At 44.9% G+C, this 26,377-nt stretch carries 23 protein-coding genes and 1 pseudogene; 14 read left to right on the forward strand and 10 right to left on the reverse strand.

Annotated elements, in window-relative coordinates; genetic code table 11:
- Window positions 1–90: 90 nt before the first annotated feature.
- Window positions 91–1,875, reverse strand: a complete 1,785-nt coding sequence (locus HMPREF9389_RS06595; RefSeq protein ID WP_002929235.1) for a serine hydrolase domain-containing protein — start codon at window positions 1,873–1,875, stop codon at window positions 91–93.
- A 259-nt stretch (window positions 1,876–2,134) separates the two neighbouring features.
- Here HMPREF9389_RS06595 and HMPREF9389_RS06590 point away from each other — a divergent pair, with 259 nt between their 5' ends.
- From HMPREF9389_RS06590 to HMPREF9389_RS06570, 5 genes are all read left to right on the forward strand, one after another.
- Window positions 2,135–2,815, forward strand: a complete 681-nt coding sequence (locus HMPREF9389_RS06590) for a response regulator transcription factor (RefSeq protein ID WP_002896543.1) — start codon at window positions 2,135–2,137, stop codon at window positions 2,813–2,815.
- Window position 2,816: 1 nt separating this feature from the next.
- On the forward strand, window positions 2,817–3,692 hold the full coding sequence (locus tag HMPREF9389_RS06585) for a sensor histidine kinase (protein WP_002929237.1): 876 nt from the start codon (window positions 2,817–2,819) through the stop codon (window positions 3,690–3,692).
- 44 nt (window positions 3,693–3,736) lie between these two features.
- Window positions 3,737–4,717, forward strand: coding sequence for a Fic family protein (locus HMPREF9389_RS06580; RefSeq protein WP_002929239.1), 981 nt, complete (start codon window positions 3,737–3,739; stop codon window positions 4,715–4,717).
- Between the two features lie 425 nt (window positions 4,718–5,142).
- A complete protein-coding gene (locus HMPREF9389_RS06575) occupies window positions 5,143–5,973 on the forward strand; it encodes a CPBP family intramembrane glutamic endopeptidase (protein WP_002929240.1) in 831 nt (276 codons plus the stop codon).
- Between the two features lie 109 nt (window positions 5,974–6,082).
- Window positions 6,083–6,700: a helix-turn-helix domain-containing protein gene (locus HMPREF9389_RS06570; protein WP_002910627.1), complete on the forward strand. Its 618-nt coding sequence runs from the start codon at window positions 6,083–6,085 to the stop codon at window positions 6,698–6,700.
- A gap of 110 nt (window positions 6,701–6,810) precedes the next feature.
- On the opposite strand, the gene HMPREF9389_RS06565 is transcribed toward HMPREF9389_RS06570, so the two are convergent.
- The 9 genes from HMPREF9389_RS06565 to pabB form a co-directional block, all read right to left on the reverse strand.
- Window positions 6,811–7,533 carry a lantibiotic ABC transporter permease gene (locus HMPREF9389_RS06565; RefSeq protein WP_002929241.1) on the reverse strand — a complete coding sequence of 241 codons (723 nt, stop codon included), beginning with the start codon at window positions 7,531–7,533 and terminating at the stop codon, window positions 6,811–6,813.
- Window positions 7,526–8,458, reverse strand: coding sequence for an ABC transporter ATP-binding protein (locus tag HMPREF9389_RS06560; protein ID WP_002929242.1), 933 nt, complete (start codon window positions 8,456–8,458; stop codon window positions 7,526–7,528). Before HMPREF9389_RS06560 ends, HMPREF9389_RS06565 begins: the two co-directional genes overlap by 8 nt.
- A gap of 145 nt (window positions 8,459–8,603) precedes the next feature.
- Window positions 8,604–9,299: a lantibiotic ABC transporter permease gene (locus tag HMPREF9389_RS06555; protein ID WP_002929245.1), complete on the reverse strand. Its 696-nt coding sequence runs from the start codon at window positions 9,297–9,299 to the stop codon at window positions 8,604–8,606.
- A 12-nt stretch (window positions 9,300–9,311) separates the two neighbouring features.
- A complete protein-coding gene (locus HMPREF9389_RS06550; RefSeq protein ID WP_002929248.1) occupies window positions 9,312–10,220 on the reverse strand; it encodes an ABC transporter ATP-binding protein in 909 nt (302 codons plus the stop codon).
- Window positions 10,221–10,441: 221 nt separating this feature from the next.
- A complete protein-coding gene (locus HMPREF9389_RS06545; RefSeq protein ID WP_002929250.1) occupies window positions 10,442–11,140 on the reverse strand; it encodes an ATP-binding cassette domain-containing protein in 699 nt (232 codons plus the stop codon).
- A gap of 144 nt (window positions 11,141–11,284) precedes the next feature.
- The gene (locus HMPREF9389_RS06540; RefSeq protein WP_002929252.1) at window positions 11,285–11,977 is read right to left on the reverse strand and encodes an ABC transporter permease; all 693 of its coding nucleotides are present in this window, start codon (window positions 11,975–11,977) and stop codon (window positions 11,285–11,287) included.
- A gap of 37 nt (window positions 11,978–12,014) precedes the next feature.
- Window positions 12,015–12,773 carry an ABC transporter permease gene (locus tag HMPREF9389_RS06535; RefSeq protein ID WP_002929254.1) on the reverse strand — a complete coding sequence of 253 codons (759 nt, stop codon included), beginning with the start codon at window positions 12,771–12,773 and terminating at the stop codon, window positions 12,015–12,017.
- 16 nt (window positions 12,774–12,789) lie between these two features.
- A complete protein-coding gene (locus tag HMPREF9389_RS06530) occupies window positions 12,790–13,698 on the reverse strand; it encodes an ABC transporter ATP-binding protein (RefSeq protein WP_002929255.1) in 909 nt (302 codons plus the stop codon).
- 103 nt (window positions 13,699–13,801) lie between these two features.
- Window positions 13,802–15,571: an aminodeoxychorismate synthase component I gene (gene pabB / locus HMPREF9389_RS06525; protein ID WP_002929256.1), complete on the reverse strand. Its 1,770-nt coding sequence runs from the start codon at window positions 15,569–15,571 to the stop codon at window positions 13,802–13,804.
- Between the two features lie 132 nt (window positions 15,572–15,703).
- Between pabB and HMPREF9389_RS0111280 the strand changes: the two are divergent.
- From HMPREF9389_RS0111280 to HMPREF9389_RS06485, 9 genes and pseudogenes are all read left to right on the forward strand, one after another.
- Window positions 15,704–16,029 (forward strand): annotated as a pseudogene (locus HMPREF9389_RS0111280) (insulin activator factor).
- An 88-nt stretch (window positions 16,030–16,117) separates the two neighbouring features.
- Window positions 16,118–17,212: an AI-2E family transporter gene (locus tag HMPREF9389_RS06520; RefSeq protein ID WP_002929258.1), complete on the forward strand. Its 1,095-nt coding sequence runs from the start codon at window positions 16,118–16,120 to the stop codon at window positions 17,210–17,212.
- A gap of 228 nt (window positions 17,213–17,440) precedes the next feature.
- The gene (gene metE / locus HMPREF9389_RS06515; RefSeq protein WP_002929259.1) at window positions 17,441–19,693 is read left to right on the forward strand and encodes a 5-methyltetrahydropteroyltriglutamate--homocysteine S-methyltransferase; all 2,253 of its coding nucleotides are present in this window, start codon (window positions 17,441–17,443) and stop codon (window positions 19,691–19,693) included.
- Window positions 19,694–19,830: 137 nt separating this feature from the next.
- Window positions 19,831–20,709: a methylenetetrahydrofolate reductase [NAD(P)H] gene (metF, locus tag HMPREF9389_RS06510; RefSeq protein ID WP_002929260.1), complete on the forward strand. Its 879-nt coding sequence runs from the start codon at window positions 19,831–19,833 to the stop codon at window positions 20,707–20,709.
- Between the two features lies 1 nt (window position 20,710).
- A complete protein-coding gene (locus HMPREF9389_RS06505) occupies window positions 20,711–21,655 on the forward strand; it encodes an AraC family transcriptional regulator (RefSeq protein ID WP_002929261.1) in 945 nt (314 codons plus the stop codon).
- Between the two features lie 108 nt (window positions 21,656–21,763).
- The gene (locus HMPREF9389_RS06500; protein WP_002929262.1) at window positions 21,764–24,001 is read left to right on the forward strand and encodes an alpha-galactosidase; all 2,238 of its coding nucleotides are present in this window, start codon (window positions 21,764–21,766) and stop codon (window positions 23,999–24,001) included.
- A 263-nt stretch (window positions 24,002–24,264) separates the two neighbouring features.
- The gene (locus HMPREF9389_RS06495) at window positions 24,265–25,107 is read left to right on the forward strand and encodes a Cof-type HAD-IIB family hydrolase (RefSeq protein ID WP_002929263.1); all 843 of its coding nucleotides are present in this window, start codon (window positions 24,265–24,267) and stop codon (window positions 25,105–25,107) included.
- Window positions 25,108–25,118: 11 nt separating this feature from the next.
- On the forward strand, window positions 25,119–25,715 hold the full coding sequence (locus HMPREF9389_RS06490; RefSeq protein ID WP_002929264.1) for a histidine phosphatase family protein: 597 nt from the start codon (window positions 25,119–25,121) through the stop codon (window positions 25,713–25,715).
- On the forward strand, window positions 25,712–26,314 hold the full coding sequence (locus HMPREF9389_RS06485; RefSeq protein WP_002929265.1) for a histidine phosphatase family protein: 603 nt from the start codon (window positions 25,712–25,714) through the stop codon (window positions 26,312–26,314). The genes HMPREF9389_RS06490 and HMPREF9389_RS06485 overlap by 4 nt, the downstream gene beginning before the upstream one ends.
- The last annotated feature ends 63 nt before the right edge of the window (window positions 26,315–26,377 follow it).

The following is a 26,377-nucleotide window of genomic DNA, read 5'->3' on the forward strand; positions in this document are numbered from 1 at the left end:
GGTTATTCTTGTTTCATTGGTCATAGGATTTTCTCCTTTGCAGAATTATGCAGACGAAGCCCATCTCCCCTAAGGAAGACAGGCTCTTCATCATAATGCCCACCACTGATATAGAGACCAATAGAAGATATTAGTGACCACTGCTAAGGCAGATAGGCTAGTCATGACAGTCAGGAAGACACTTCCTTTTCCGAGTCCTTTTTTAGCTTTGATCAGAAGCGGATAGACTAGGCAACCTCCTAAGATGAGTCCTAGACCAGCAAAGATTGTATAGCGCCAAGGAGCTACAAAGCCGATGTTACCGCTGGTCATTGCAAGGAATAATAAAGCAAAATTTGCTCCGGTTGCTAATACTGTCAGTGAAGTCAGAGTATTCCAGATTCTCAGGGCTTTTGGCATCTTGGCTGGTGTTTTTTTCAGCAAGCGAATAAGCCCAGCAACGCCACTAATGAATAGATTGATGAAAGCGTAGACCACTCCTGCAACTGCTAAGAAGTACATGGCATAATCTTTGTAGATTTCTGTATCCGATATCTTGAGTGTATCGCCTGTGGTGCTAGTGATTTTTTCTTGGCCACCTTCATGGCTTAGCACCGCATAATTTTGGTTTAATTGCGGATTGTCCATACTTTTAGGGACGTAACTCGTATAAAATAGAGTTCGGGCAAATGACAGGGGACCAGTCTCGAAGTACCGAGCGGAACGATAGTAGCCCGGCTTGAAATTTTCAAAGGTAGCCTTATCAGTCTTTTTCTTAGCTCCAAAAACAAGTTCAGGCATCAGAACATTATAAATATCCTCGCCTTTTTGATTGGTCATGACAGTAAGGCCAATACCGTTTTTCAAGTCTAGTAAAATGTAAGATGAATAACCAGTGGAATTCCCACCGTGTCCCAGAACAACAGTGCCATATTCTTCGACCATAAAGCCGTGAGCATTTAGTAGTCTATCCGTTCCAGGGAAGGTTGAAGTGGCAGTATAAAGTGTTTTCCAAGTTTCTGAGCGCTGAAACAATTTTTCTTGCTTTAACAGGGCTTGAGCAAACTTCTGAAAGTCTTCAGGGCTAGAAGCTGCCTGACCAACAGAATACAAGCCAAAATCAAAGTAAGCCGAACCGAGCGAGTTTCCTTCTGTATCATAAGATTGAGCTTTCTTTCGTTTTTCACGGACATAGTTATTATCCGCGAAGCCAGGAAGGATGGCGGTTTGGTTCATGTCCAATGGCTGGAAGATATGCTCATGGACATAGTCGGAGAAACGCTGACCGGAGATTCGCTCAACGATATAGGACGCCAAGCCTGCTCCAAAATTAGAATAGGCTGTTGTTGTGCCAGGTTCAAAAATCTGAGCTGGCTGACTAACCGACAAAATCTCCTCTATCGTCTGCCCCTTATTTTCCAGATAAGCAGCATGAGCCCCCTCTTCAAACCCCGCCTGATGGTTCATCAGATCCAGCATGGTGATAGGTTTGTCATAGCGGAGATTTTTGAGGAAGCCCTCTGGCAGATAGGTGCGGATGTCTTCTTCTAAGTTAATCTTACCTTGCTCCCAGAGCTGCATAACAGAGAGCCAGACAGTTAATTTGGTTACGGAGCCCCATTCAAAAACGCTGCCGTCATCAGCCTTGACTCCCTTTTCCTTGTTCATATAGCCAAAATTTCCTTGATAAATGGTACCGTCCTTATCAAAGACTGCCGTCGCCATGCCAGCTGTTGTTTTTTCATGTTCCTTGACATAGTCTTGGATTTTCTGGCCGATCTGGTCCCGTTCGATACCAGATGGTAGCTTTTGAGGCTCCTCAGCCAGCGCAGTAGCTGGCTGGAAGAGTCCTAGAGTTATAATCGTTAGAAGCGTTAGAATAAATGATTTTTTCATGTGAGTCTCCTTTTTCCTTAGCCCTCAAGGGCGAAAGTAATACTTTTAAAAACGATTTTGCAAAAAATTTTAAACATTCTGAGCCTCCTTTTTATAGCACATACATTTCTTATTTCTTTCTATTTTAAAGTCCGATTCTCAAATATCCTTCAAGTAATTCTAAAATATTTCTAAAGTTTTTCGAATAGTCCATCTTTTATTGACTTAGCCTCTTATCCTTGCTACACTAGTGATAGGAAATTTCTGGAGGCGAGTGTTTATGGCTCATATTTTACTCATTGAAGACAATAGTGATATTCATGAAATTCTAAAAGAACTTTTTCAGAAGGAACACACGGTTTATTCCGCCTATTCGGGGACGGAGGGCATTTCGCTGTTTGAGAGGGAGGAGATTGATTTGGTTCTTCTGGACATCATGCTGCCGGGGAAGAATGGTGATGAAGTGTTGAGGGAAATTCGCAGTAGCAATGCGACGGTGCCAGTGGTTATGCTGACGGCCCTTGGGGAGAAAGCGTTGGTTAGCCAGTACCTGCTGAATGGTGCTAATGATTATATTGTCAAACCCTTCAATCTGGATGAGGTTTTTGCCCGTATCACCGTGCAGCTGCGCAGCCAGCAGGCTTTGACTGGCGAGGAAGAAGGCCAGTCCTTTAAAAATATCCGTCTGCTCAAGGCTACCTTTGAGGCGGTTTGTGGAGAGAAAAGCGTACGTCTGAGCAAGAAAGAATATCATATCCTCCAGCTCTTGCTCCGTCATCCCAAGAAGATCTACACCAAGGAAGAGCTCTTTGAGCAGGTCTGGGAAGAGAGCTATCTGCCTGGGGATAATACCCTGAATACTCACCTCAGCAATCTACGTAAGAAACTGGCTCAGTTGGACCCAACGGAAGAATACATAGAGACTGTTTGGGGACTAGGTGTCCGGCTCAAGGAGGACTGATATGTTGGTGTTAGTCATTTTATTTGCCCTTATCAGTCTGTTTCTGGCTATTGGTTTCATACGCTATCATCTGGCGGTCAAGGACGTGGCTCAGCAGATTCGTCGGAAGCGGCAGACAGGGAGCCAGAATCGTCTGGCTCCTGCTGCTCATGCCCCCAGTATTTTGGAATTGACAGAGGAAGCAGAGCTGCTCTTTAGGGAGCTAGATAAGACGACCTTTGTTGTCCAGCAGGAAAAGAAGACGCTGGATATGGCTATCAGTAATATTGCCCATGATATCCGCACCCCTCTGACCATTGCCAGTGGCTACACCCAGCAGCTGCTGAAGGATGATAGTCAGGAAAGTCAGCAGCTGGTCAAAATTGCAGATAGTCTGGGAATGGTATCCAAACGGCTGGAAGCCTTGATGGAGTACCGCCGGCTGATGGAGGGAGCCATTCGGGCCAATGTCCAGCCGACAGATATATCTCAGCTGGTAACCCAGCAGCTTTTTACCTATTATGACGCCTTCCAGAAAGCCCAGATTGACTTGCAGGTAGAGCTGGCTGAGGGTCTAGAGTTAGAGACAGACCCAGAAATTCTAGAGCGCATTGTCCAAAATATGATAAGCAATGTCCTCAAGCACGGCCGTATGTCCGCCAGCATTTCTCTGAAAAAAGAGGGCGAGCATTGTATCTTTACCGTCAAAAATATCGTCCAGCAGCCTATCCAATATCTGGATAAGCTGACCAATCGCTTTTACTCAGAAAATCTATCCAGCAGCGAGGAGTCTTCAGGGCTGGGGCTCTACATTACCCAGCAGTTAGTCGAAATCCTAGGCGGGGACTTGACAATGAAAGCCGAGGACGACTGGTTTGAACTAGTTGTGACTTTGTAGAGGATAGTGTATGATAAGGGAAAATGATTTTTTAAAGGAGTAAAATGCAACCGAATTATCGTATTACAGAGAAGATATTGAACCTAGTTCAGAAAATTTCTGAACTGACTACTCAACTTTCGATTGAAAAACGTAAGCTGTATTTGCGTAAGGAAAACCGAATCCGATCTATTCAATCATCACTTGCTATTGAGAATAATAGCTTATCACTAGAACAGGTAACGGACATCATTGAAGGCAGGCGTGTTCTTGGTCCGTTAAAAGACATTCATGAGGTGCAAAATGCCTATGAAGCCTATGAGCGAGTGTTCAGGCTAAACCCTTATAGTCTGGATGATTTTCTTCTGGCACATGGCTTGCTGACTAAGGATTTAGTCAGGCGGTCGGGACAGTTTCGGCTAGGGGATGTTGGAGTCTATGATGGCGAGGGAAGAGTAGTTCATGTTGGGGCTAGACCACAGTTTGTCCCCAATTTGGTCAAGGATTTATTCAAATGGGCAGAGCAAAGCGAGGTCTCGGCCATTGTCAAGTCCTGTATCGTTCACTTTGAGTTAGAGATTATTCACCCTTTTGAAGATGGTAATGGGCGAATGGGATGTCTATGGCAGAGTCTGATTCTCAGTCAATGGAATCCAATTTTTGAATGGCTGCCAGTAGAATCAGTTATTTATGCTCATCAGCAGGGTTATTATGATGCCTTGACCATCAGCAATGATACTAATGACTCTACAGTATTTACTGAGTTTATGTTGCAGGCCATACTAGAAACACTAGAAGAATACCAAGAAAAAGCTGATGAAGATGCGGACAGGATACTTCACAAGACATTAAAGCCAAGAGAGTTAGAAATTTATCAGCTGATAAAAGCTTACTTGGAGGAACATTCACAAATAGCTAATGCAAAAGTACAAGAGATTACAGGATTAAGCGAGGCTACAACCCGTAGATATTTGAATATATTTGTAGAATTCGGTCTTCTGAAAACAAGTGGAACAACGCGAGATCGGGTCTATCAGTTAGCTTAAAAAAATCCGCTCAAAATCCGCTCAAAATCCGCTCATAAACCTCAGCTAATTTTCGAATTGGCTGAGGTTTATTTTTAGATTAAGTCGAAGAAAGGCATGATAAAAATGTCTTTTTGTTTTGTGATTTGAAAAGCAAGTCATATCAGCGAGGTCATTTTAACAGTCAAAGTGAAAAATCAGCCAACTACTCTAAACCCTTGATATAACTGACTTGCAACTGACAGTTGACAATGATTCCAAGTTCAATCACTCAAAAAGCAACTAGATTTTTTCTTTATTCCAAGTCCAGTCGCTAGAAAGGCAACTGGCTTTTTTGTTAATCTGAAAGCAGAAGCCGAGTTTTTGATTTCGGAATGAACGAGTCGCTGTCTTTGAAGATTTGGATCAAAAACTTGAGTTTAATTATATTATAAGGAGGTATTCTCATGAATACAGAAACAACTATCAAACCACAACCCAAACTAATTTTGCCGTTCCTGGCTTGGAACTTCGGCTGGACATGGGGATTCTGGCTATTGGACATTATCCTCAAAAACCTTTGGCCAGACAGTCCACCTACAGCCTATCTAGCTCTTGAAGCTATTCTAAATGGTATTGCTATGTTTGGGCCTATGCTGGCCAGCCTGATCGTACTGAAAAAGAAAGGCTTCAAGGCCATTTGCTCCTATCTCTTTTCAGGCAAGAAAGAGACCTGGCTCTACTTGCTAATCTATGGTGGCGGTCTGACCGCCTTCTATGCCCTAGCTTCTGGCGGCAAGCTGGTAGACGGCGCTTTAGTAAGATTTCCTTGGTTTTTTATCTATTGTATTGTCCTATCGGGCGGGATTGAAGAATTCGGCTGGCGCGGCTTCCTACAGCCGGCCTTGGAGAAAAAGTTTTCTTTCTTTGTCTCTACCTTGATGACCGGTATTATTTGGGCCATCTGGCATATTCCTCTCTGGTTTTACGATCGCTTTTATGATCGAAGCCAGGACCTTTTCTCAGTTTTTATCATTTTCAGTATCCTTCTATCTTTTTGGCTTGCAGCTCTGTATAAGAAGACCCAGTCTGTCCTTGCTTGTAACATCTTTCATGCACTCTCCAACACTCTCATCCCGACTTTTGTTGGAATAGCTCAAGCTAACAATTTGGATTTTTCTCAAGTTAATCCCTTCTTTTACTTTGGAGGTGTGATTCTCCTGACACTTTATAGTATCTATCTCTGGTATCGGACGGATAGGGAGGAAAAAGCTCTTCCATCTAAGGAAGAAGTCTAGCATTTTATGAAGAGATGACAATCAGACTTTGCAGTCTCTCCGCCTTGTGCTATAATAAGTTTCAATGAAAGAAAGTATAAAAAATAAGAAAGAGTAGGTAAAACAATCCATGAATCTATCAGACAGAATCCAGTACCTGCGAAAAGTGCGGGGCATTTCTCAGGAGGGGCTAGCCGAAAAACTCGGTGTGTCTAGACAGGCCGTTTCCAAGTGGGAGAGCGAGCAGAGTATGCCTGATTTGGATAAGATCATTTCCATGAGTGACTATTTTGAGGTGACCACAGACTATCTGCTCAAGGGAATTGAGCCTGTAGTCCAGAAAGAGGAAGAGCAGTCAATCAAGCACAGGAGAATAGCCAGCAATATTTGCTATCAGCTCTCTCTTGGCTTTGTCGGTCTGGGCATCATCCTCTCCATTATCCTAGCTGATTTTCTCAAGATCAGTATCTTGCTAACGCCGGTGCTGATCGTTCAGGGAGTAGGGCTGCTGGTGTGGGGAACGGGCCGCAATCTATCCGAGGTAAGACCTTCTTTTCAGGTTAAGCTAGCCTTGATTTTATTCTTGCTCTTTGTTCCCCTCGGATTTCTATCTAATGTTCTTTTTCCTCTGGGCAAGATCTTTCCATATCCGACCAGTTTGGCAGCTAGTCTTACCTTTGTCACTTTCTACCTTATCCTAGGAGTCTGCATCAGTCTGTTCTTGAAAAAGCAAGATTGGAAGCAGTGAAAGAAAGCCGATAAAGAGGGCTAGACCAGAAAGGGTGAAATCTGCTCATCATCCAATTAAAATCCGCTCAAAAAAACTCAGCTAATTTAGTGATTAGCTGAGTTTTTATTTTACAAATCTCTCTTTTTCAGTGTAGCCAGTCCTGCTAAGCTAAAGACCGTGATCAGACTGAGAGCAAAGATAGCTGTTTTGATGATGACACTTGGTATTGAAGCGTCTCCGTAGACGAACTCCATCTTGATAGCCTTGAACCATTCATTATTGGCATCAACCATTTGACTAGGGAGGCCGAGTAAGATGTAGGTCATGATATAGGTGATAAAGACGACACTATAGTTTCGAGTCAAGTAGAGGACAAAGCTGGTAATGCAGTACCAAGCATAGGTACAGATGACCTGCATGACAAAGAGTATTGCGAATTGTCCCCAGAAATTAACTGGCAGGGTTCCCATATTACCACCGGTTCGGACAAATTCGATGACAATACCAAAAATGTAGAGTAGTATGAACTGCATAGGAAGTAAGCTACCGATAGTCAGTGATTTAGAGAAGTAATACTGGGTCCGAGTCTTGCCTGTAGTCAGGTTATTGTGATAAAGTTTGTCATTGAGATCAACACCGAGAAGCAAGCTAGTCATGACATTGCAGGCAATAAAGAGCATGCCGCTGTTGTAGGAGACGACATCTATGGCAAAAAAGATACCGTTGTCGGAACTGACAACTTTGGAAGTGAAAATGCCGAGGAGAATTCCAAAGATGCAGAAAGCCTGCACTCCCCAGAATCCTACGGAGCGGAAGAGACGGTAGTAATCCGCCTTGATACTATTAAACATGAGTGTTTCCTCCTTGTTGGTTGATTAAGTCTGTAAAGTATTTTTCTAAGTCTTTGTGGGCGTAGTAGATTTCCCCGATTGGGATGTCGGCTAGGACTAGTTCCTTGGCAATCTTGCGAATTTCTTGTACCTTACCGGAAATATGCAGCTCATCTTCCTTGTTGGTCGGTCTGAGCTGGTAGCCTAGCTTGTCTTGCACTAAATGAGCAGCTTGCTTGATATTATCCGTTTTGAGGATGATATAGTCGCCGCTTTCTCGGTCAAATTCTTCCTTAGACAGCTCCTTGATGAAATGCCCTTGATTGATAAAACCAAAGCGAGTTGCGACTAGATAAAGCTCGGACAGGATATGGCTGGAAATGATGATGGTGATGCCTAATTCTTGATTGAGGCGCTTGACCATTTCTCTAAATTCCTGAATCCCAACTGGGTCTAAACCATTGATGGGCTCGTCCAAGATGAGCAAGTCGGGACGCCCCAAAATGGCAATGGCAATGCCCAACCGCTGTTTCATCCCTAGAGAGAAATTACGGAATTTCTTCTTTCCAGTATCGGTCAGGCCGACATATTGCAGGGTTTCTTTGATGACTTTGTCAGCATTTGGAATGCCCCGGTCGGTACAGTAGTAGCGCAGATTTTCATAGGCCGACATGTGGGCATGAGCTACAGGGGTCTCGATAACAGATCCAGTATGGCTGAGGGCCTTGGTCCATTCTTGTTGGTTCTGAGAGCCCAGGACAGATACGGTCCCTCCGCTAGGATAAATGACTTGCGTGATGATTTTGATCAGTGTGGTCTTACCAGCACCGTTTTTACCGATGAGACCGTAAATCTCTCCTTTCTTGATGGAAAGACTGACATCTTTCAGAGCATACTGATCACCGTATTTTTTAGTGAGTCCTTTCACTTCTAAAACATTTTGCATGATGTTTCTCCTTTAATTACTTTGTTTATACTTTTAGTATACAAACTAAATTTCAAATATTTCTCAAGAAATTCTAAAATATTTCTAAAGAAATTTAAAATTAAAAAGATTAAAATGAGCTAGTTAAGAACCAGCTCATTTTTTACTATAAATCCTTTTTGTGGAAAGTATAGAGGCTTGCTGCAGTAAAGATTGTTCCTAAGACCAAGGCGATTAGAATAATTCTTAAGGTTACACCGCTGCTTTGAAGCGTCTCAAAATCAAAGCTCATGGTGAAATGCTGCAGCCATAAAGATTTGGGATAAAATTGAGCAAGAGCTCCGGTTAAGGATGCGCAGAAAAGGTAACCTCCCAGGGCAGCAATCATAGATTTACTCAGATAAAGAATAAAGGAAATAATAGCTGTCCAAGCAATGACAGTTAGGCACTGCACAAAGAATAGAAGAATAAACTGAAGCAGGAAGGTGACGGATAAATCACCAATACCGTTTAGAATGGCTGCTAGGATAAAGTTGATGCTATAATAGAGAGCCAACTGCAGGAAGGTTACGCAGACCATGACTAGGGCTTTAGAGACGAAGAAACTGGTACGGGAAACGCCACTGGTTAATGTATTCTTGTAAAGCTGCTTGTTCAGATCTGTCCCGATGACGACCATAGAGAGGATAATGATGATAAATGTATTATTACCGATAGCGTTGGACACAGCTTGTATAAGCTGGACAGCATTTAATTTGCCAAAGACTGCGCTCAAGGTCGTCAGTAGAAAGATGAATTCGGTAATCCAAACAGCCTTGGAACGAAAGAAACGGTAAAAATCTGCTTGAAAAGTATGTAACATGGTTTTTTCTCCTTACTGGACTAAATCTGTAAAGTATTTTTCTAAATCTTTGTGAGCTGCATAGATACCATTGACATGAATGTTGGATAGGGCCAACTCCCTGTTGATGTCATTTAGTTCCTGCTCTTGGGCGACAATGTGCAGTTCGTCAGATTTATCAGCGTCCTTGAGCTGATAGTGGAGCTTGCCTTGGATGAGATTGGCAGCCTGTTCTTTATCGCTAGTCTTGAGGACGATATAATCTTCGCTGGCTCGGTCAAAATCGTCTTTGGTGAATTCTGCGACAAGCTGTCCTTGGTCAATCACTCCAAACTTGGTGGCTACCAGATAAAGCTCGGACAAGATGTGGCTGGAAATGATAAAAGTGATTCCCAATTCTTGATTGAGTCGCTGAATCATCAGTCGAAATTCCTTGATGCCAAGAGGATCTAGGCCGTTGATGGGCTCGTCTAAAATCATGAGTTCAGGCTTGCTGATAAGTGCAATAGCGATTCCTAGACGCTGCTTCATTCCTAGCGAAAAGTTGCGGAATTTCTTTTTACCAGTATTGCTCAGTCCGACATAGGCCAGGGTTTCCTTGATGAGCTGGTCGGGCTGGGCAATCTGGTGGACCTTGCAGTAGTAGTTGAGGTTTTGATAAGCAGTCATCTGATTGTAAGCGACTGGTGTTTCGATGACAGTTCCTATCTTGCGCAGGGCTTCGTTCCATTCCTTAGAGTTCTGCGAACCAAAGACAGACACGGTTCCGCTGTTGGCATGAATGAGCCGGCTAATGGTTTTGAGAAGAGTGGTTTTGCCAGCCCCGTTCTTGCCAATCAGTCCATAAATATCGCCTTTCTGAATCGAAAGACTCACATGATCGAGGGCGTATTGCTGGCCATATTGTTTGGTAACTTGCTTTACTTCTAAAACAGTTTGCATGGTATATTCTCGCTTTCTTAGGTTTGATTTTAGTATACAAGCTAGATTTCAAATATTTCTCAAGAAATTCTAAAATATTTCTAAAGAAATGCAGAACAACCAATCGGCTGACTGGCTGCTTGGGGTGTTCATTTTTTATGTTAAAAGATGTCAAGTTCTCAAAAGCAACAAAGGTTTCAGCAATGCTTTGTGAAGAAGAATAGTCATTGCTAGACCTGTAGCTAGTTAAGCTGTTCTGGTATAAGTTGAGGGTCGAATTCTTCTTTGGTAAATTCTGTGACAAGCTTGCCTTGTTCCAGAACGCCAAATTTGGTGGCAACCAAGGAAAGTTCAGATAGGATGTGACTGGAAATGATAAGGGGCGTTCCTAGTCCTTGGCTGATTCGCTGGATCATGAGGTGGAATTCCTTAACATCAATAGGCCCAAGATTATTAAAAGGCTCATCCAATATCAGCAGGTCTGGATTATCAATAAGGGCGATAGCGATACCTAGCCGCTGCTTCATGCCTAGGGAAAATTCACTGAATGTTTTCTTGCCAGTCTTGGTCAGTCCGGTGTAAGTTAGGCATTCTTGGATAACCCTATCAGGATTGGCAACCTTTCGATCAATGCAATAATAGAGCAGATTATCAAAGGCCGTCAGATGCTCGTGGGCAATCGGTGTTTCGATGATAGCTCCGCTTTGCTTGAGCGCCTTCTTCCATTCCTTCTGATTGTCAGCAGAGGAAAAGAGGGCAGTGGTTCCGTTGCTGGCATGAATGAGCTGGGAAATCATCTTCATCAAGGTAGTTTTTTCACTCCCTTTCTTGCCAATCAGTCCATAAATATCGCCTTTTTGGATAGATAGGCTGACTTGATCAAGGGACTCTTGCTGGTTGGATTGTTTCGTAATATGTTTAATTTCTAAGATATGCTGCATGGTGATACTCCGTTTCTTTGTGCTTACTTTTAGTTTACAACCTAGACTTCAAATATTTCTCAAGAAATTCTAAAATATTTCTAAAGAAATACAGAACCAATCCAAAAGCAATAAAAAAGCAGCCAAAGGGCTGACTGCTTAAATTTATAAGTCTCTGTGCTGAAAGGCTTGGTAACCACCTAAGAGAGAACCAGCTAGGATAAGGAATAAGAATAGTTCAGAATTTATCTGAGGGAAAACGATGACGAGGCTAGACTGAAGCATAGTCAGGGCGAAAAAGACGAGATAGCTGGCTAGGGTGGAGCGGGTCAGGTAGAGAAGACAGGTAACTACGGAACTGCAGGTCATAATAAAGAGAAAGGAGCGAAAGAAAGACAAGGAAAAGCTCCAGAAAAAGTTCTTTGGCATAGTTCCAAGTCCGTGGAAGAGGCTTCCAAAGATAAAGGCTACAGCAAAGGCTGCTATTAGTTGAAAGATGATAATTATGACAAGAACAGCTATTTTGGATAAGTAAAATTCTTTCCGAGAAACCCCGAAAGTTAATATATTGTTGTATAATTTTCTAGTCAGGTCACGACCTAACAGAAAGATAATGAGCACGAGGACAGTAATCATGACAAAGGGCAGGAAATCTTTAGCAAGCTCCCCGAGAGCTTCAAATCCTGTCCAACCTTGGATGACTATTTCTTCTGGATCAGAAGATGTAGAGATATAAAAATTAAAGTTTCTTTCACCAAGAGAGCTGATGAAAATGAGAAAAAAGAGTAGCCCTTCTATTAGCCAAAAAAGTTTGGAGCGGACAAGCTGGTAGAGCTCCGCCTGAATAGTATGTAACATGAAATCTCCTCTGAATGATTAAGATTGTTCCTGCTTTTTATAAATCTTTCTTTTTGAAAACCATCAGCCCGCCACCTAGAAAGAGCAGGGTGACCGTTACCACTGTCAGGATAGCCTTGATAACAGTCCCGCCATCTGCTGCCATATTTGTGTTAAATCGCAGAGTCAGATAGAGCAACCATTCATTTTCAGGGTAAAAGATGAGGGGAATAGTCAGTAAGGTACCACCAAGGAAATAGGTCAGAAAGATAGACGCGATGGAGTGGCTGGCATAGAGTACAAAAGAAATGATGGCAATCCATGTAACCGTGCTGAGAAATTGAATGAAGAGAGCAGTTCCCAGCTGAGGCAAAAAAGAGCTGGGGGCACTTCCAATTCCGTTGGACAGACTAGCGGTCACAAAGGAGATAGATAAAATCATCAGGAAGTGAAAGGCTGCGATGCTAACGCAGACAAAGAATTTAGAAAAATAATAGCTGAGCTTAGATATGCCATAGCTCAGACAGTTTTTATAAAGTTTCCGAGACAGGTCCACTCCAAGGACCATACCGATACCAATGATGGTGAAAAAGAGCAGACCGTCTGTATTGCCTGCAAAATAGTCCAGAGCTTGAAGTCCGGTTAGTTTTCCTAGAGCTTGAGTAGCAGCCTCATTTCTGGAGATATTTGCTCCAAAATGAATATTTGCTTGGAAGAAGGTTGCTGAGAAAATCACACAAACTAATAAAAATTCAGTAATCCAAAAGCCTTTTGAGCGTATGAGCCGGTAAAAATCGGCTCGAATGAAATCCATCATGATAAGCCTCCCTTTGTCATTTGACCAAGTCTGTAAAGAAGTTTTCTAGGTTTTGTCGTGCATAGTAAATCTCCTGCACCGGTATATCTGCAGCCGCAAGTTCCTTGACAATCTTGCTAATCTCATGCGAATGGGTGAAGATATGAATCTCGTCAGAAGCATTGACCACCTTGATGCGATGCATGAGCTGGTCGTGAATCAGCCGGCTGGCTTCTTCTAACTGCGACGTTTTAAGCACGATATAGTCTTCACTCTGTTCTTCAAACTCCGCCTTGGAAATCTCGCGAATCAATCGTCCTTCCTCGATAATACCAAACCGGTTCCCCACCAAGTAGAGTTCAGACAGGATATGGCTGGAGATGATAAAGGTCATGCCCAACTCCTCGTTGAGCCGCTGCACCAGCTGGCGGAATTCCTTGATGCCGACCGGATCCAGGCCGTTGATAGGCTCATCCAGTATCATCAGGTCAGGTCTGGTAAGAAGCGCGATAGCCAGACCCAGCCGTTGTTTCATCCCGAGTGAGAAGTCGCGGAATTTCTTCTTGCCGGTATCCGTCAAGTCCACGTATTCCAAGGTTTCACGGATGACTTTGTCCGCATGGGGAATATGGCGGAGCTTGCAGTAGTAGCTGAGATTTTCATAGGCTGTCAGGTGGTTGTGAGCGACCGGTGTTTCGATGACCGATCCGACCCGTTTGAGGCTCTGCGTCCATTCTTGATAGTTCTGAGAGCCAAAGAGGGAGACATTGCCACTGCTTGCTTCCAAGAGCTGGGTGATGACCTTGATCAGAGTGGTTTTTCCGGCCCCGTTCTTGCCAATCAAACCGTAAATATCTCCTTTTTTTATCGTCAGACTCACATCGGTCAGAGCGTACTGCCGGCCGAATTTTTTGCTGACTTGCTGTAAAACCAAAACATTTTCCATGATCAATTCTCCTTTTCATGATGTTAGGAGAGAAAACTCCCCTTCTTATTAACTAGTATAGCGCCAAACTTTCAAATATTTATAAAGAATTTCTCAAATATTTCTAAAGTTTTTGATGAGGATTAAAATCAAGTGGCAAATTGTGGAACTCTTCATCCTCAATTTCCAGCTCGTACAGTCCTCTGACTGCATTGCAGGCGTAGATTTTCTCAGCCTGATCCAAATCGGCCAGAGTCAGAATTTTCTCAGTAGCTTGTCCCTTATCCAGTAGCTTCTGGCGGTAGATGCCCTTGAGCAGGCCTAGTTCAGCTGGAGGCGTGTAGAGCTTGCCGTCTAGCTCCAGCAGCAGATTTCCGATAGAGGTTTCCAGCAGCTGGCCTTGTGCATTGTAGTAAATCTGCTCTTGCTGCTCCAAGGTCAGATGTGGCCGATGGCTGGTTTTGAAATAGGTGAAAGGCTGGACTAGATTGGCTATTTGCTCGACTAGTTTTGCCTTTCTGAAAGTTTCCGTCAGCGGTAGTAGAGGAGCCGTTTCTAGCTCAATGCTGCCGTCTTTTTTAAGAGCTATACGCAGCCTGTAATCCTGCCCTTTATCCAGCTGAGCGCAGGTTTCTCTTAGCTCTTGCTTCAGTTTGTCTTGATCAAAAGGATAGGCAAAGTAGCCAGCTGCTTCAGTCAGTCTTTGCAGGTGTTGGTCCTGCAAGGTCAGCTTTCCGTCCGTCACTTTTCCAGTAGAAATCAGGTCGAATCGCGGATTTTTCCGATAGAGGACGGCAGATTTTTGCTGTGTCTCGATGTATTCGGATTTCCACGTGCTGTCCCAAGTAATGCCCCCGCCAACACCATAGATGGCTTTTTCCCCCTCTAGCTGAATGGTGCGGATGGCGACATTGAAAATCCGTCTCTGGTCTGGCAGGCAGATACCGACTGTACCGCAGTAGATCCCTCGAGCCGCTTTTTCTGTCGCCTTGATGATAGCCATGGTCGAAATCTTAGGAGCGCCTGTGATGGATCCGCAAGGAAAGAGTGCCTTGAAAAGCTCTGCCAGTCCGATTCCCTCATGCAGCAGGCTTTTGATGGTAGAGGTCATCTGCCAGACTGTAGAGTATTGCTCGACGCTGCAGAGACGCTCAACCCGCTCGCTGCCCGTCCGAGAAATACGGTTCATGTCATTACGGAGCAAATCGACAATCATCATATTTTCTGCTCGGTTTTTGGCATCTTGAGCTAACCATGCAGCCTGCTCTCTATCCTGCTCTAAGGTCAGTCCCCGATTGGTGGTTCCTTTCATAGGACGAGTTGTCAGTTGACCTCGATGCTCCTCGAAAAAGAGTTCAGGGCTGATGGACAAGATGGTAGTCTGATCATGCTCTACATAGGCATTGTAGGCAGCGTTTTGCTCGACGACCAGCCTGTTGTAAATAGCCAAGCTATCCTCAGGATTGAGCTCCGCGCACAGCTGTACCGTGTAGTTGACCTGATAAGTATCACCCTGGCGGATATGATGATGAATAGTCTCGATAGCCTTCTGGTATTCTTGCTCAGAAGTCAGCCCCTGCCAAGCTGCTGGCATTTCCACTTCCTCATAGGTCAAGGGAATGGAAGCCTCCTCAGCCTGCTCGTGGATAGTAAAGTAGAGGAGGTATTCTTTCTGGAGCGGAGCCTGATGAACCTGAAACTTTTCCTCAAAGGCTGGAGCTGCTTCATAGCTGACATAGCCGACAGCATAGTATCCTTTCTCCTGCCAGCCCTCAATCTCTGTCAAAAGTTCCTTTACTTGGTCAAGACGGCGAGTCTTTAGCTCCTTGATAGGATTCGTAAAAATGAGACGTTGGTCCAACTGCTTAAAATCAATAATCGTTTTCTTGTGCATAAAGCTATTTTATCATAAGATAATATGAATGAAAACGGATTTATCGGATGAGACAATCATTCTTTTCTAATGGTTGACAGATTAGAAAGTAGCTAGGTATACTATTTTTAAAAAAGAAAGAATGAGATTTATATGAAGTCGAATAAATTGTTATTGGTAAATGGAATTGCCGGTATCTTAGGAGGTCTGATAATCCTTTACGCTTCTTCGAATAGATGGCATAGGGTGGCTTGGTAGTATTAATCAGCTTGCTGTTTTTGGGGCTTTCTATTGCCGGAATGGCTCATTATAGTGAAGAATCAAGAGTCAATAAGATGAGCCATAAGTTTCTCTTCTTTGCTTTTCTTGCAGGAGTTATTTCATTTTTGGGGGACTTGGCCGGCGTTCTAGCTATCATATCGGCGATTTTTTATCTTCAAGATGTACTCAAATTCAAGATCGATGATAAAGCTGACTGACCTATATGTCGCTCTGCTTTCTTCTGCTCGAAAGCCCTCGAAAATTATGATAAAATAAGGAAATGACAAAACCTTAAAAGGAAACCTTATGAAAAAAATAAATGAATCTTATAAACTCATCATCTTTGCGGCATTTGCTCTGGCTTTGGTTCTCTATATCGGGAACATCTGGTCTGGCCTGCAGAGTCTGACTTCGGTTTTTTCACCCATTATACTAGGTGGAGTCCTAGCCTTTATCTTTAACGTCCCAATGAAAAAGCTGGAAGACTTCTTGGACAAATGCCGAGTGCCCCAGAAGCTACAGCGCGGTTTAGCCTTGGTTTTAGAGGTGCTGATTTTAGCTCTCATTATGACGGGGATTGTTTCCATCGTCGTGCCGACTTTGACCACAGCGGTCAATCAGCTAAGCGCGACCATCGGAAAGGTAGCGCCTCAGGTAGCCAAGTGGCTACAGCAGTCTGGCTTGCTTTCCTCTAGTCAGTTGCAAGATTTAACCAAGCAACTGCAAAACAGTGACATTGTCAACCGAGCCATCTCTCTTCTGGGGAGTCTGACGGGCAATATCTCTGCTATCTTTGGCAATTTCTTCTCTGTCATCATGTCTATCTTCCTCATGTTTGCCTTCTTGAGCAGCAAGGAGCATTTGCAGACAATCACTAGCCGTCTCTTGCAGGTTTTGCTTCCTGAGAAGGCTGTGAAACGCCTATCCTATGTCGGTTCTGTCATTGTCGAGACCTATGATAAGTTTCTGATGGGGCAGATGATAGAGGCCGTTATTGTCGGTGTTCTAGTCTTTATCGCATATTCTCTGACAGGCCTGCCTTATGCGGCCTTGACAGGAGTTTTGGCCGGAGTGCTCTCTTTCATTCCCTACATCGGGCCTTTCTCAGCTTGTTCTCTGGGTGCTATCTTTATCTTCACCGACAGCCCTTGGAAAGCCCTTCTTTCAATCGCAGTCTTTCAGGGAGTGCAGCTGATTGAGGGCAATGTCATCTATCCGCGCGTGGTAGGCCAGTCCGTCGGTCTTCCAACTCTCTTTACCCTAGCCGCTGCCCTGATTGGGGGTAACCTCTTTGGCTTGGTCGGCATGATTTTCTTCACGCCTATCTTCGCAGTTATCTATCGCTTGGTTAGAGAGTTTGTTGTGGAGAAGGAGGAGAGGAAAGCACTAGTAAAAGAATGAAAAGAAACCAGCGAGAATAAAAATCGCTGGTTTTTCTTTTTCTGAAGTCATAACTTCTACCTATAGCTAACAATAATTACAGTCAATGGTGCTTCTAAAATAGGGATTTTGGACTGATTGACAAGATGGGTTATAGTTTTAGGCTATATCAAACTCTGGGAAATTCCAATTATACAGAGGGGGGATTTTCTGATAAGATAAAATCAAGAAAAATTTTGGAGGACGTTTATGTCAACGACTATTATTGGTTTCCCACGTTTGGGTGAATTCCGCGAATTGAAATTTACAACTGAAAAATACTTTAGACATGAAATCTCAGCAGAAGAGCTTCTGGCTGCGGCCAAAGAGTTGCGTGCTAAACACTGGAATATTGTCAAGGAAAAGGGGATTTCAGAGATTCCGTCAAATGACTTTTCTCACTATGACAATGTGCTGGATGCGGCCTTTCTCTTTAACGTGGTGCCGTCATCTGTGCAAGAGTTGGAGTTGACTGACTTGGAGCGGTATTTTGCCTTGGCTCGTGGCTATCAGGGCGAAAAAGGGGATGTCCGTGCCCTTCCGATGAAAAAATGGTTCAACACTAACTACCACTATATCGTTCCTAAATTTGAAAAAGAAACCCAAGTCAAATTGGCTGGTCACAAGATTTTTGATGAATTTGCGGAAGCGAAAGAGCTAGGCTTGGTAACCCGTCCAGTTGTAGTTGGTCCATTCACTCTCCTGCAAGTATCTGACTTTGAAGACGGTGTAGCGCCAGCTGACTTTGTAGATGCCTTAGCAGTAGCCTATCAAGAAGTTTTTGCCAAATTAGCAGAGCTGGGTGCAGAGCGTATCCAGCTGGATGAGCCAAGTCTGGTCAAAGACCTGTCAGCAGAAGAAAAAGCTCTCTTCTTGGACCTTTATAAGAAACTTCTAGCAGACAAGAAAGGCTTGGAAGTCTTGATTCAAACCTACTTTGGTGACGTTCGTGACATCTATGCGGACCTTGTAGAGCTGCCAGTAGATGCGATTGGTTTGGACTTTGTCGAAGGCAAGAAAACACTTGAACTTGTAAAAGGCGGTTTCCCAGCTGATAAGACACTTTATGCAGGGATTGTCAACGGTAAGAACATCTGGCGCAACAACTACGAAAAGAGCTTGGCGGTGCTTGAGCAAATCCCAGCTGAAAATCTTGTTTTGACAAGCTCATGTTCACTGCTTCATGTGCCATTTACAACGGCTAATGAAGAATTTGAACCAGCAATCTTGAACCACTTTGCCTTTGCGGTAGAAAAATTGGATGAAATCCGTGACTTGGATGCTATCCGCAATGGCGGTGGTGCAGAAGCACTTGCTGCTAACAAAGCTCTCTTTGCAGCAGAGCGTGTTGGGCAAAATGCAGAGCTGGCTGCTCGCATCGCTGGCTTGACGGATGCGGACTACACTCGCCTGCCGGTCTTTGCAGAGCGTGAGGAAATTCAGCACAAGGCGCTCAATCTGCCACCATTGCCAACTACGACAATTGGTTCCTTCCCTCAAACCAAGGAAGTTCGTGCCAAACGCTTGGCCTTCCGTAAGGGTGAGTTGTCAGCAGAGGACTATGACAAGTTCTTGGCTGAGCAGATCGATGAATGGATTAAATGGCAAGAAGAAGTTGGCTTTGACGTGCTGGTGCACGGTGAGTTCGAGCGTAATGACATGGTTGAGTACTTCGGTCAAAACCTGTCAGGTTACCTCTTCTCTAAGAATGGTTGGGTACAATCATACGGTATGCGTGGAGTGAAACCACCAATCATCTGGGGTGATGTGACTCGTCTCAACCCAATCACTGTTAAATGGTCTAGCTATGCACAAAGCCGTACAGACAAACCTGTTAAGGGCATGCTGACTGGACCTGTAACCATCCTCAACTGGTCATTCCCACGGGAAGACATCTCTATCAAGGATTCTACCCTTCAAATCGCTCTTGCTATTAAGGATGAAGTTCTTGACCTTGAAGCTGCAGGCGTGAAGATTATCCAAATCGACGAGGCTGCTCTTCGTGAGAAATTGCCACTCCGTCGTAGTGACTGGTACGAAGATTACCTTGACTGGGCAATTCCAGCCTTCCGCTTGGTACACTCAACAGTAGCACCAGATACGCAAATCCACACTCACATGTGTTACTCAGAATTTACCGATATCATCCCTGCTATCGATAATATGGATGCGGACGTGATATCCTTTGAAGCGAGTCGCTCTAACTTGGAAATCTTGGACGAGCTTAAAGCGAAAAACTTCCAAACAGAAGTGGGACCTGGGGTTTACGATATCCACTCTCCTCGTGTGCCAAATGAAGGCGAAATCGACCACACTATCGAAGCTATCCTTGCTAAAGTACCAAGCAAGAAAGTTTGGATTAACCCTGACTGTGGTCTCAAAACACGTGGTATACCAGAAACCAAGGCTAGCTTGGTGCGCTTAGTAGAAGCAGCTAAAGCAGCTAGACAACATTTGCAATAATCCTCCTGGAACCTCAAAAGTTGATCTTGATGGAGGAACATACCAAAATTAAAGCGGAGCTGACAATCCTGCAGGAGCTGTTCTTCTAGGATTGTCCTCAGCTATTACTACCATCATTGAAAGGAACTTTTTGTTATATGGTTCGTCGTCATACACCTAGTCTCTCATTTGAAGTATTTCCTCCCAATCCGGCAGTAGGCAATGATAAGATTTTTCAGGCATTGAGAGAGATGCAAGATTTGGCTCCTCACTTTATCAGTGTGACAGCCAGCAATAATAAGTTTGACATTGAGGAGACGACGGTTCGTTTGACTGAGTTCATCGCCAATGATCTCAAGATTCCGACGATTGCTCACCTGCCTGCGGTCTATCTGACCAAGGACATGGTGTCTAATATCTTGCAGTCTTTGGATCGGGTTGGTGTCCATCAGATTCTGGCTTTGCGAGGGGATATTTTTCCAGATACAGCGCCTAAGGATGATTTTACCTATGCGACTGACTTGATCGAGTACATCAAGACAGAAGCGCCGCACTTTAACATCATCGGAGCTTGCTATCCAGAGGGGCATCCAGATTCGCCAAATCAGATTTCAGATATTCAAAATCTCAAGAAAAAGGTGGATGCGGGCTGTTCTAGTCTGGTGACCCAGCTTTTCTTTGACAATGAGCGCTTTTATGATTTTCAGGACAAGTGTATTTTAGCGGGTATTGAAGTGCCCATCCATGCTGGGATTATGCCGATTCTCAACCGCAATCAGGCTCTGCGCTTGCTCAAGACATGCGAGAATATCAAACTGCCAAGAAAATTCCGGGCTATTCTGGATAAGTACGAACATGACCCAGAGTCTCTGAGAGCAGCTGGTCTAGCTTATGCTGTGGATCAAATCGTTGACTTGGTGACCCAGGACGTGGCGGGCATACACCTTTACACTATGAATAACGCTGCAACAGCCTACCATATCTATAAGGCTACCCATGCTCTCTTTAATCATCACCCATCCGTCCAATCTTTTTAAGATGAATGAAGAAACCACTAATCAGATTCATTTGCTGTTTAGTGGTTTTTGTTTTATAATAAGGATAAAAGTTTTATCCAAATCTAAGGAGGAGCTGATGGAGCATTCGCTGACCTTGGTTAAGTCTATGCAGTTTGGCCAAGAAGACTGTTTTTTTGCTTTCTGTGGTTATTCAAAAACGGAAGCCCATCATAGCTTTGGGCCGGCTGTTCGGGATGTTTATGTCATTCATATCGTACTGGAGGGGCGGGGGACTTACTCCGTTGGCAATCAGCGCTATGATTTACAGGAAGGGCAGGGCTTTGTGGTGCCACCGGGTCAGTCGGTCTTTTATCAGGCTGATGGAGAAGAGCCATGGTCTTATGTCTGGATGGGACTGGGTGGGCACCTCTTGCCTCGTTATCTGCAGGCTCTGGGACTACAGTCAGGCCAATGGTCTTTTGAGCTGACTTCTTTCCAGGAATTTAAGGCCTTGGTCTTTGAAAGTCTGGCCTATGAGGGTAGCGGAATAACAGCTGAACTAGCTCTGCAAAGGCAAGTTTATCGCTTTCTAGAGCTCTTGTCCCAGCGTCTCAAGCAGACATCCTTAATCGTGGAAAGCCGTCAGGTCAATCCTTATGTCCAGCAGGTATTGGAACTGCTGAGCAGTCATCTGCCAGAAAGTTTATCTGTGCAGGACTTGGCGCAGAAATTGGCTCTGCATCCTTCCTACCTATCTCGGCTTTTCAAGGATGAAGTAGGCAAGGGAATTAAGGAGTACAGTAATGATTTGCGGCTCAATATGGCAGCTGATTTGCTGACGAGCAGCCAGCTTTCGGTGGAAGAGATTGCTAGTAAGACAGGCTTTTCCGGGACACAGAGCTTTTCAAAAGCTTTCAAGAAGGCGCGTGGCCAGTCGCCCTTGAATTTTCGCAAGGCTAGCTCTCATCTGGGACAGGAGCTGTAAAAAGTCACATTTGGATAAATAATACTAGAGAGAAAGGCTTACCAAAAGTGGTAGCCTTTTTTATAATGAAAGGAGAAGCATGATTGCGGACTACGAAAGGAGAAGGTCATGAATAAAGCGAGTATTTTGTTTAAGGAAGAGTACAGACAATTTCATCTGACTAATGGCGAAATTTCTTATATCTTTCGGGTTTCTGAGGATGGTAAACTCTTGCAGCTATACTACGGCGCGGCGGTACCGGAGCGGGATTATTCTTATCTGGTGGAGCTGCAGCATCGACCTATGACGGCCTATCGGAAAGAAGGGGATTTACGCTATTCTTTGGAGCATGTGCGGCAGGAATTTCCAGAATACGGCACGACAGACTTTCGCCATCCCGCTATCTGTCTGCGGCAGGAGACTGGCTCGCGTATTACTGACTTGGTCTATGTCAGTCATCAGATGGTAGGTGGTAAGCCAGCTTTAGAGGGGCTGCCAGCTACTTATACAGAGGATCAAACGGAGGCTAAGACTCTTATTTTAACCCTGCAAGATGAGTTGACAGAAGTGGAAGTTCAGCTGTTTTATACGATTTTTGCTGATTGGCCGGTTATCGCTCGTTCCTGCAAAGTGATCAATCAAGGCAGGGAAACCTGCTACCTGGAATCCCTAGCTAGTCTGTCGCTGGATCTGCCAGATGCTGAATATGACTGGCTGCAGCTATCGGGAGCATGGGCCCGGGAACGCCATATCAAGGAGCGACCGCTTCAGCAGGGGATTCAGTCCATTGAGTCAACCCGCGGCATTTCCAGTCCTCACCACAATCCCTTTGTGGCTCTTAAGCGACCGGAAACGACTGAGTTTTCAGGTCCAGTGCTAGGAGCGACCTTGGTGTATTCAGGTAATTTTCTTATTCAGGCTGAGGTGGACACCTATGATGTAACACGGCTGCAGCTAGGCATTAATCCTTTTGGTTTTGAGTGGAAGCTGGCTGCGGGCCATTCCTTTACCAGTCCAGAAGCTCTGCTGGTTTACTCTGAGCAGGGCCTCAACGGCATGAGTCAAGTCTTTCATCAGCTATTTCGTCGACGTCTAGCCAGGGGCTACTGGCGCGAGCGAGCGCGTCCAGTCCTCATCAATAACTGGGAAGCTACCTATTTTGACTTTAGTGAGAATCAGCTGCTGGATCTTGCTGAAAAGGCTAAGGAAGTAGGGGTGGAGCTTTTTGTGCTAGATGACGGCTGGTTTGGCCAGCGGACTAATGACCGAGCTGGGCTGGGGGATTGGTTTGCCAATCCAGAAAGGCTGCCGCGGGGTCTGGGCTCGCTAGCAGAGCGAATTCACGGTTTGGGCATGCAGTTTGGTCTTTGGTTTGAGCCGGAAATGGTCAATAAGGACAGCCAACTCTACCGAACTCATCCTGACTGGCTGCTTGCAGTGCCAAATAGACAGCCCCACCATGGTCGGAATCAGTTCATTTTGGACTATTCTCGGCCGGAAGTAGTGGATGAGATATTTGAGCGTCTATCGGCGGTTATCGAGGAAGCGCAGCTGGATTATATCAAATGGGATATGAATCGCCCTCTGACGGATGTCTTCTCAGCTGCCTGGCCAGCTGAACAGCAAGGAGAGATTTTTCACCGCTATGTCTTGGGTGTTTATGACTTGTATGAGCGTTTAATCAGTCGGTATCCAAGTTTGTTATTTGAATCCTGCTCTTCTGGTGGAGGCCGCTTTGATCCAGGTATGCTCTACTATGCTCCTCAAGCTTGGACCAGCGATGACTCGGATGCTATCGAGCGCTTGAAAATACAGTATGGGACTAGCCTTCTCTATCCGCTTTCATCCATGGGAGCCCATGTCTCCATCGTGCCCAATCACCAGACCAACCGTCTGACTCCGTTGAAGACACGGGGTAATGTTGCCTTTTTCGGTTCCTTTGGCTATGAGCTGGATCTTAATCAGCTAAGCCCAGAAGAATTGGCTGAAGTCAGGGAACAGATAGCTTTTTACAAGCGCCATCGAGAGCTGATTCATAATGGAACTTTTTATCGACTGCAGTCGCCATTTAAGGGAGATGGGCAGACAGCTTGGATGGTTGTCAGTCAGGATCAGAACACCGCGCTTTTAGGCACTTTCAAGGTCCTCAATCAAGTCAATCGCTCTCATCAGCGTTTGCAACTGAAAGGGCTGGCTGCGGATACGGTCTATCGGCTAGAGGGGCGTACCTATACTGGAGCTGAGCTTATGCGAGTTGGGCTGGTCACAACGGACGCTTCCAGCGGTCAGCTTCTGGAGGATTCTGAGCAAAAGCCGAGCTATGACTTTGATTCTAAACTCTGGCTATTTGAAGCAGAAGATGAGTAGATAAGATGGGGAATAAAAAGAGCAGAAGGAACAAGCTGATTAAAAGCTGTCCTTCTTGCTTTTTCCTCTGAGAAAAAAAGGATAGTACCATTATCTCTGATAATTCTATAGGAAAAGGCTTTCAAAAAGGTATATAATAGAGTGAAGCTTTTATAAAATAAAGCTGGGTCACAATGGGAGAATTTGTAAAAATTGAAGAAAACGTTTGCTAGCTTGGATTATTAGTAGAAAGCATTCGGCAAATGCGAGGAAGAGGAAGTTTTATGACGAGAAAAATCATCTTTCTGGATGTGGACGGTACCATCATCGACTATGATAATCATATACCGGAGTCGGATATACTTGCCATTCGCAAGGCACGGGAAGAGGGCCATCTGGTCTATGTCTGTACCGGTCGCAGCAAGGCTGAGATGCCGCCGGAAATTTGGGATATTGGCTTTGATGGTATGATTGGTGGCAACGGGTCTTATGTGGAGCATGAGGGGCAGGTTGTTCTGCACCAGCTGATTCCGCGCGATGTCGCTAAGAGGCTAGTGGACTGGCTTCAGGAGCGGGGGCTAGAGTTTTACCTAGAGAGTAATAACGGTCTCTTTGCAAGCAGGGACTTCCGCGAAGCAGCACGACCAGTGCTTCGGACCTACATCCTTGGAAAAGGTGCTAAGCCAGAAGAAGTCGTAAATATGGAGGCTGAAGAAGCCCTTCACGGCCTGGTTTATGGTGGGGAGCTCTACCGAGACGACCTGAACAAAGTCAGTTTTATCCTAAAGAGTTACCAAGACCATCTGGATTCCAAGGCTGCTTTTCCTGAGCTCAAGGCAGGTACTTGGGGAGGCAAGGGAGAGCATGCTCTCTTTGGTGACTTAGGAGTCAAAGATATTACCAAGGCGCATGCCATTGAGGTCCTCCTGAAGCACCTTCATGCTGACAGAGCAGATACTCTGGCTTTTGGTGATGCCAAGGTTGATATTCCTATACTGGACTATTGTCAGGTCGGCGTTGCTATGGGAAATGGCGGAGCGGAAATCAAGACCATAGCCGATCTGGTGACAGACTCGGTCAGCCAAGACGGTCTCTACAAGGCCTTTGAAAAGTTAGAACTCATCTAAAGGAGATGTGAATGATGGCAAAAACTCTTTATCTGATGCGGCATGGGCAGACGCTTTTCAATCTGCGCCATAAGGTGCAGGGCTGGTGCGATGCTCCTCTGACTGATTTTGGAATTTATCAGGCCAAGGTGGCAGGGCAATATTTTAAGGATGCCAGTATTACATTTGACGATGCTTATAGCTCTACTCAAGAGCGGGCCTGTGATACCTTGGAATTGGTAACGGACGGTAAGCTTCCCTATAAGCGTGTCAAGGGACTCAAGGAGTGGAACTTTGGCACTTTTGAAGGGGAAAGCGAAGACCTCAATCCACCCCTGCCTTATGGAGATTTCTTTGTTACCTATGGGGGTGAATCACAAGATCAAGTGCAGGAGCGTATGGCAACGACCATTCTTCAGCTCATGCAGGAGACGGATGGTCAGTCTGTGCTCATGGTCTCCCATGGCGGAGCTATGGCCAATTTTGCTAGAGCTTGGCAGAAAAACTGGCGTCTGGATGATTTGGGTCACATGACCAACTGTGGTATCTTGAAGTTTACTTTTGAAGATGACCAATTTTACCTAGAAGAGGCCATTGGCCACGATTTTAGCGATTGGGAGGGAAAATGAAAGATTTATATTTAATGCGGCACGGCCAGACTTTTTTCAACCAAGAAGGCTTGGTGCAGGGAGCTTGCGATTCTCCTTTGACAGAACTGGGGCAGGAACAGGCCCGGCAGGCAGGAGCTTATTTGAAAGAGCGGTGCATTCGTTTTGGTCAGCTCTACTCGTCCACCCAGGAGCGAGCTTCTGATACCTTGGAACTTGTCTCCGGCCGGTCCGACTATACTCGCCTTAAGGGCATTAAAGAATGGAACTTTGGTCTCTTTGAAGCCCAGCCTGAACGCCTGCAGCCGAAATTTCGACCAGGAGCCACCTCATTTGAAGACCTATTCGTCCCTTACGGTGGAGAAGGTGTGGACCAAGTCGGTGAGCGTGTGCTAATCACTCTGACTGAGGTTATGGAGAAGGCAGGAGCAGAGCCAGTCTTAGCTGTTAGCCACGGCGGTGCCATGTGGGCCTTCTATCTCAAGATTGCAGCCCAAGCTCTGGATCCTAAGGTGCGCTTTGGCAACTGCGCCATCTGCCATTACCAATATGAGCAGGGACACTTTAAGCTGGCAGAAGTCATTGATCCGCTGACGGGTAGTGTGTATGAGTGTGAATGAAGAAGCAGAGTATTCATCATAATGAGAGTTCAGAAAGATTATCACTATAATAAAAACCTCAGA

This window comes from Streptococcus sanguinis SK355, from assembly GCF_000212855.1.
Lineage (GTDB): Bacteria > Bacillota > Bacilli > Lactobacillales > Streptococcaceae > Streptococcus > Streptococcus sanguinis_A.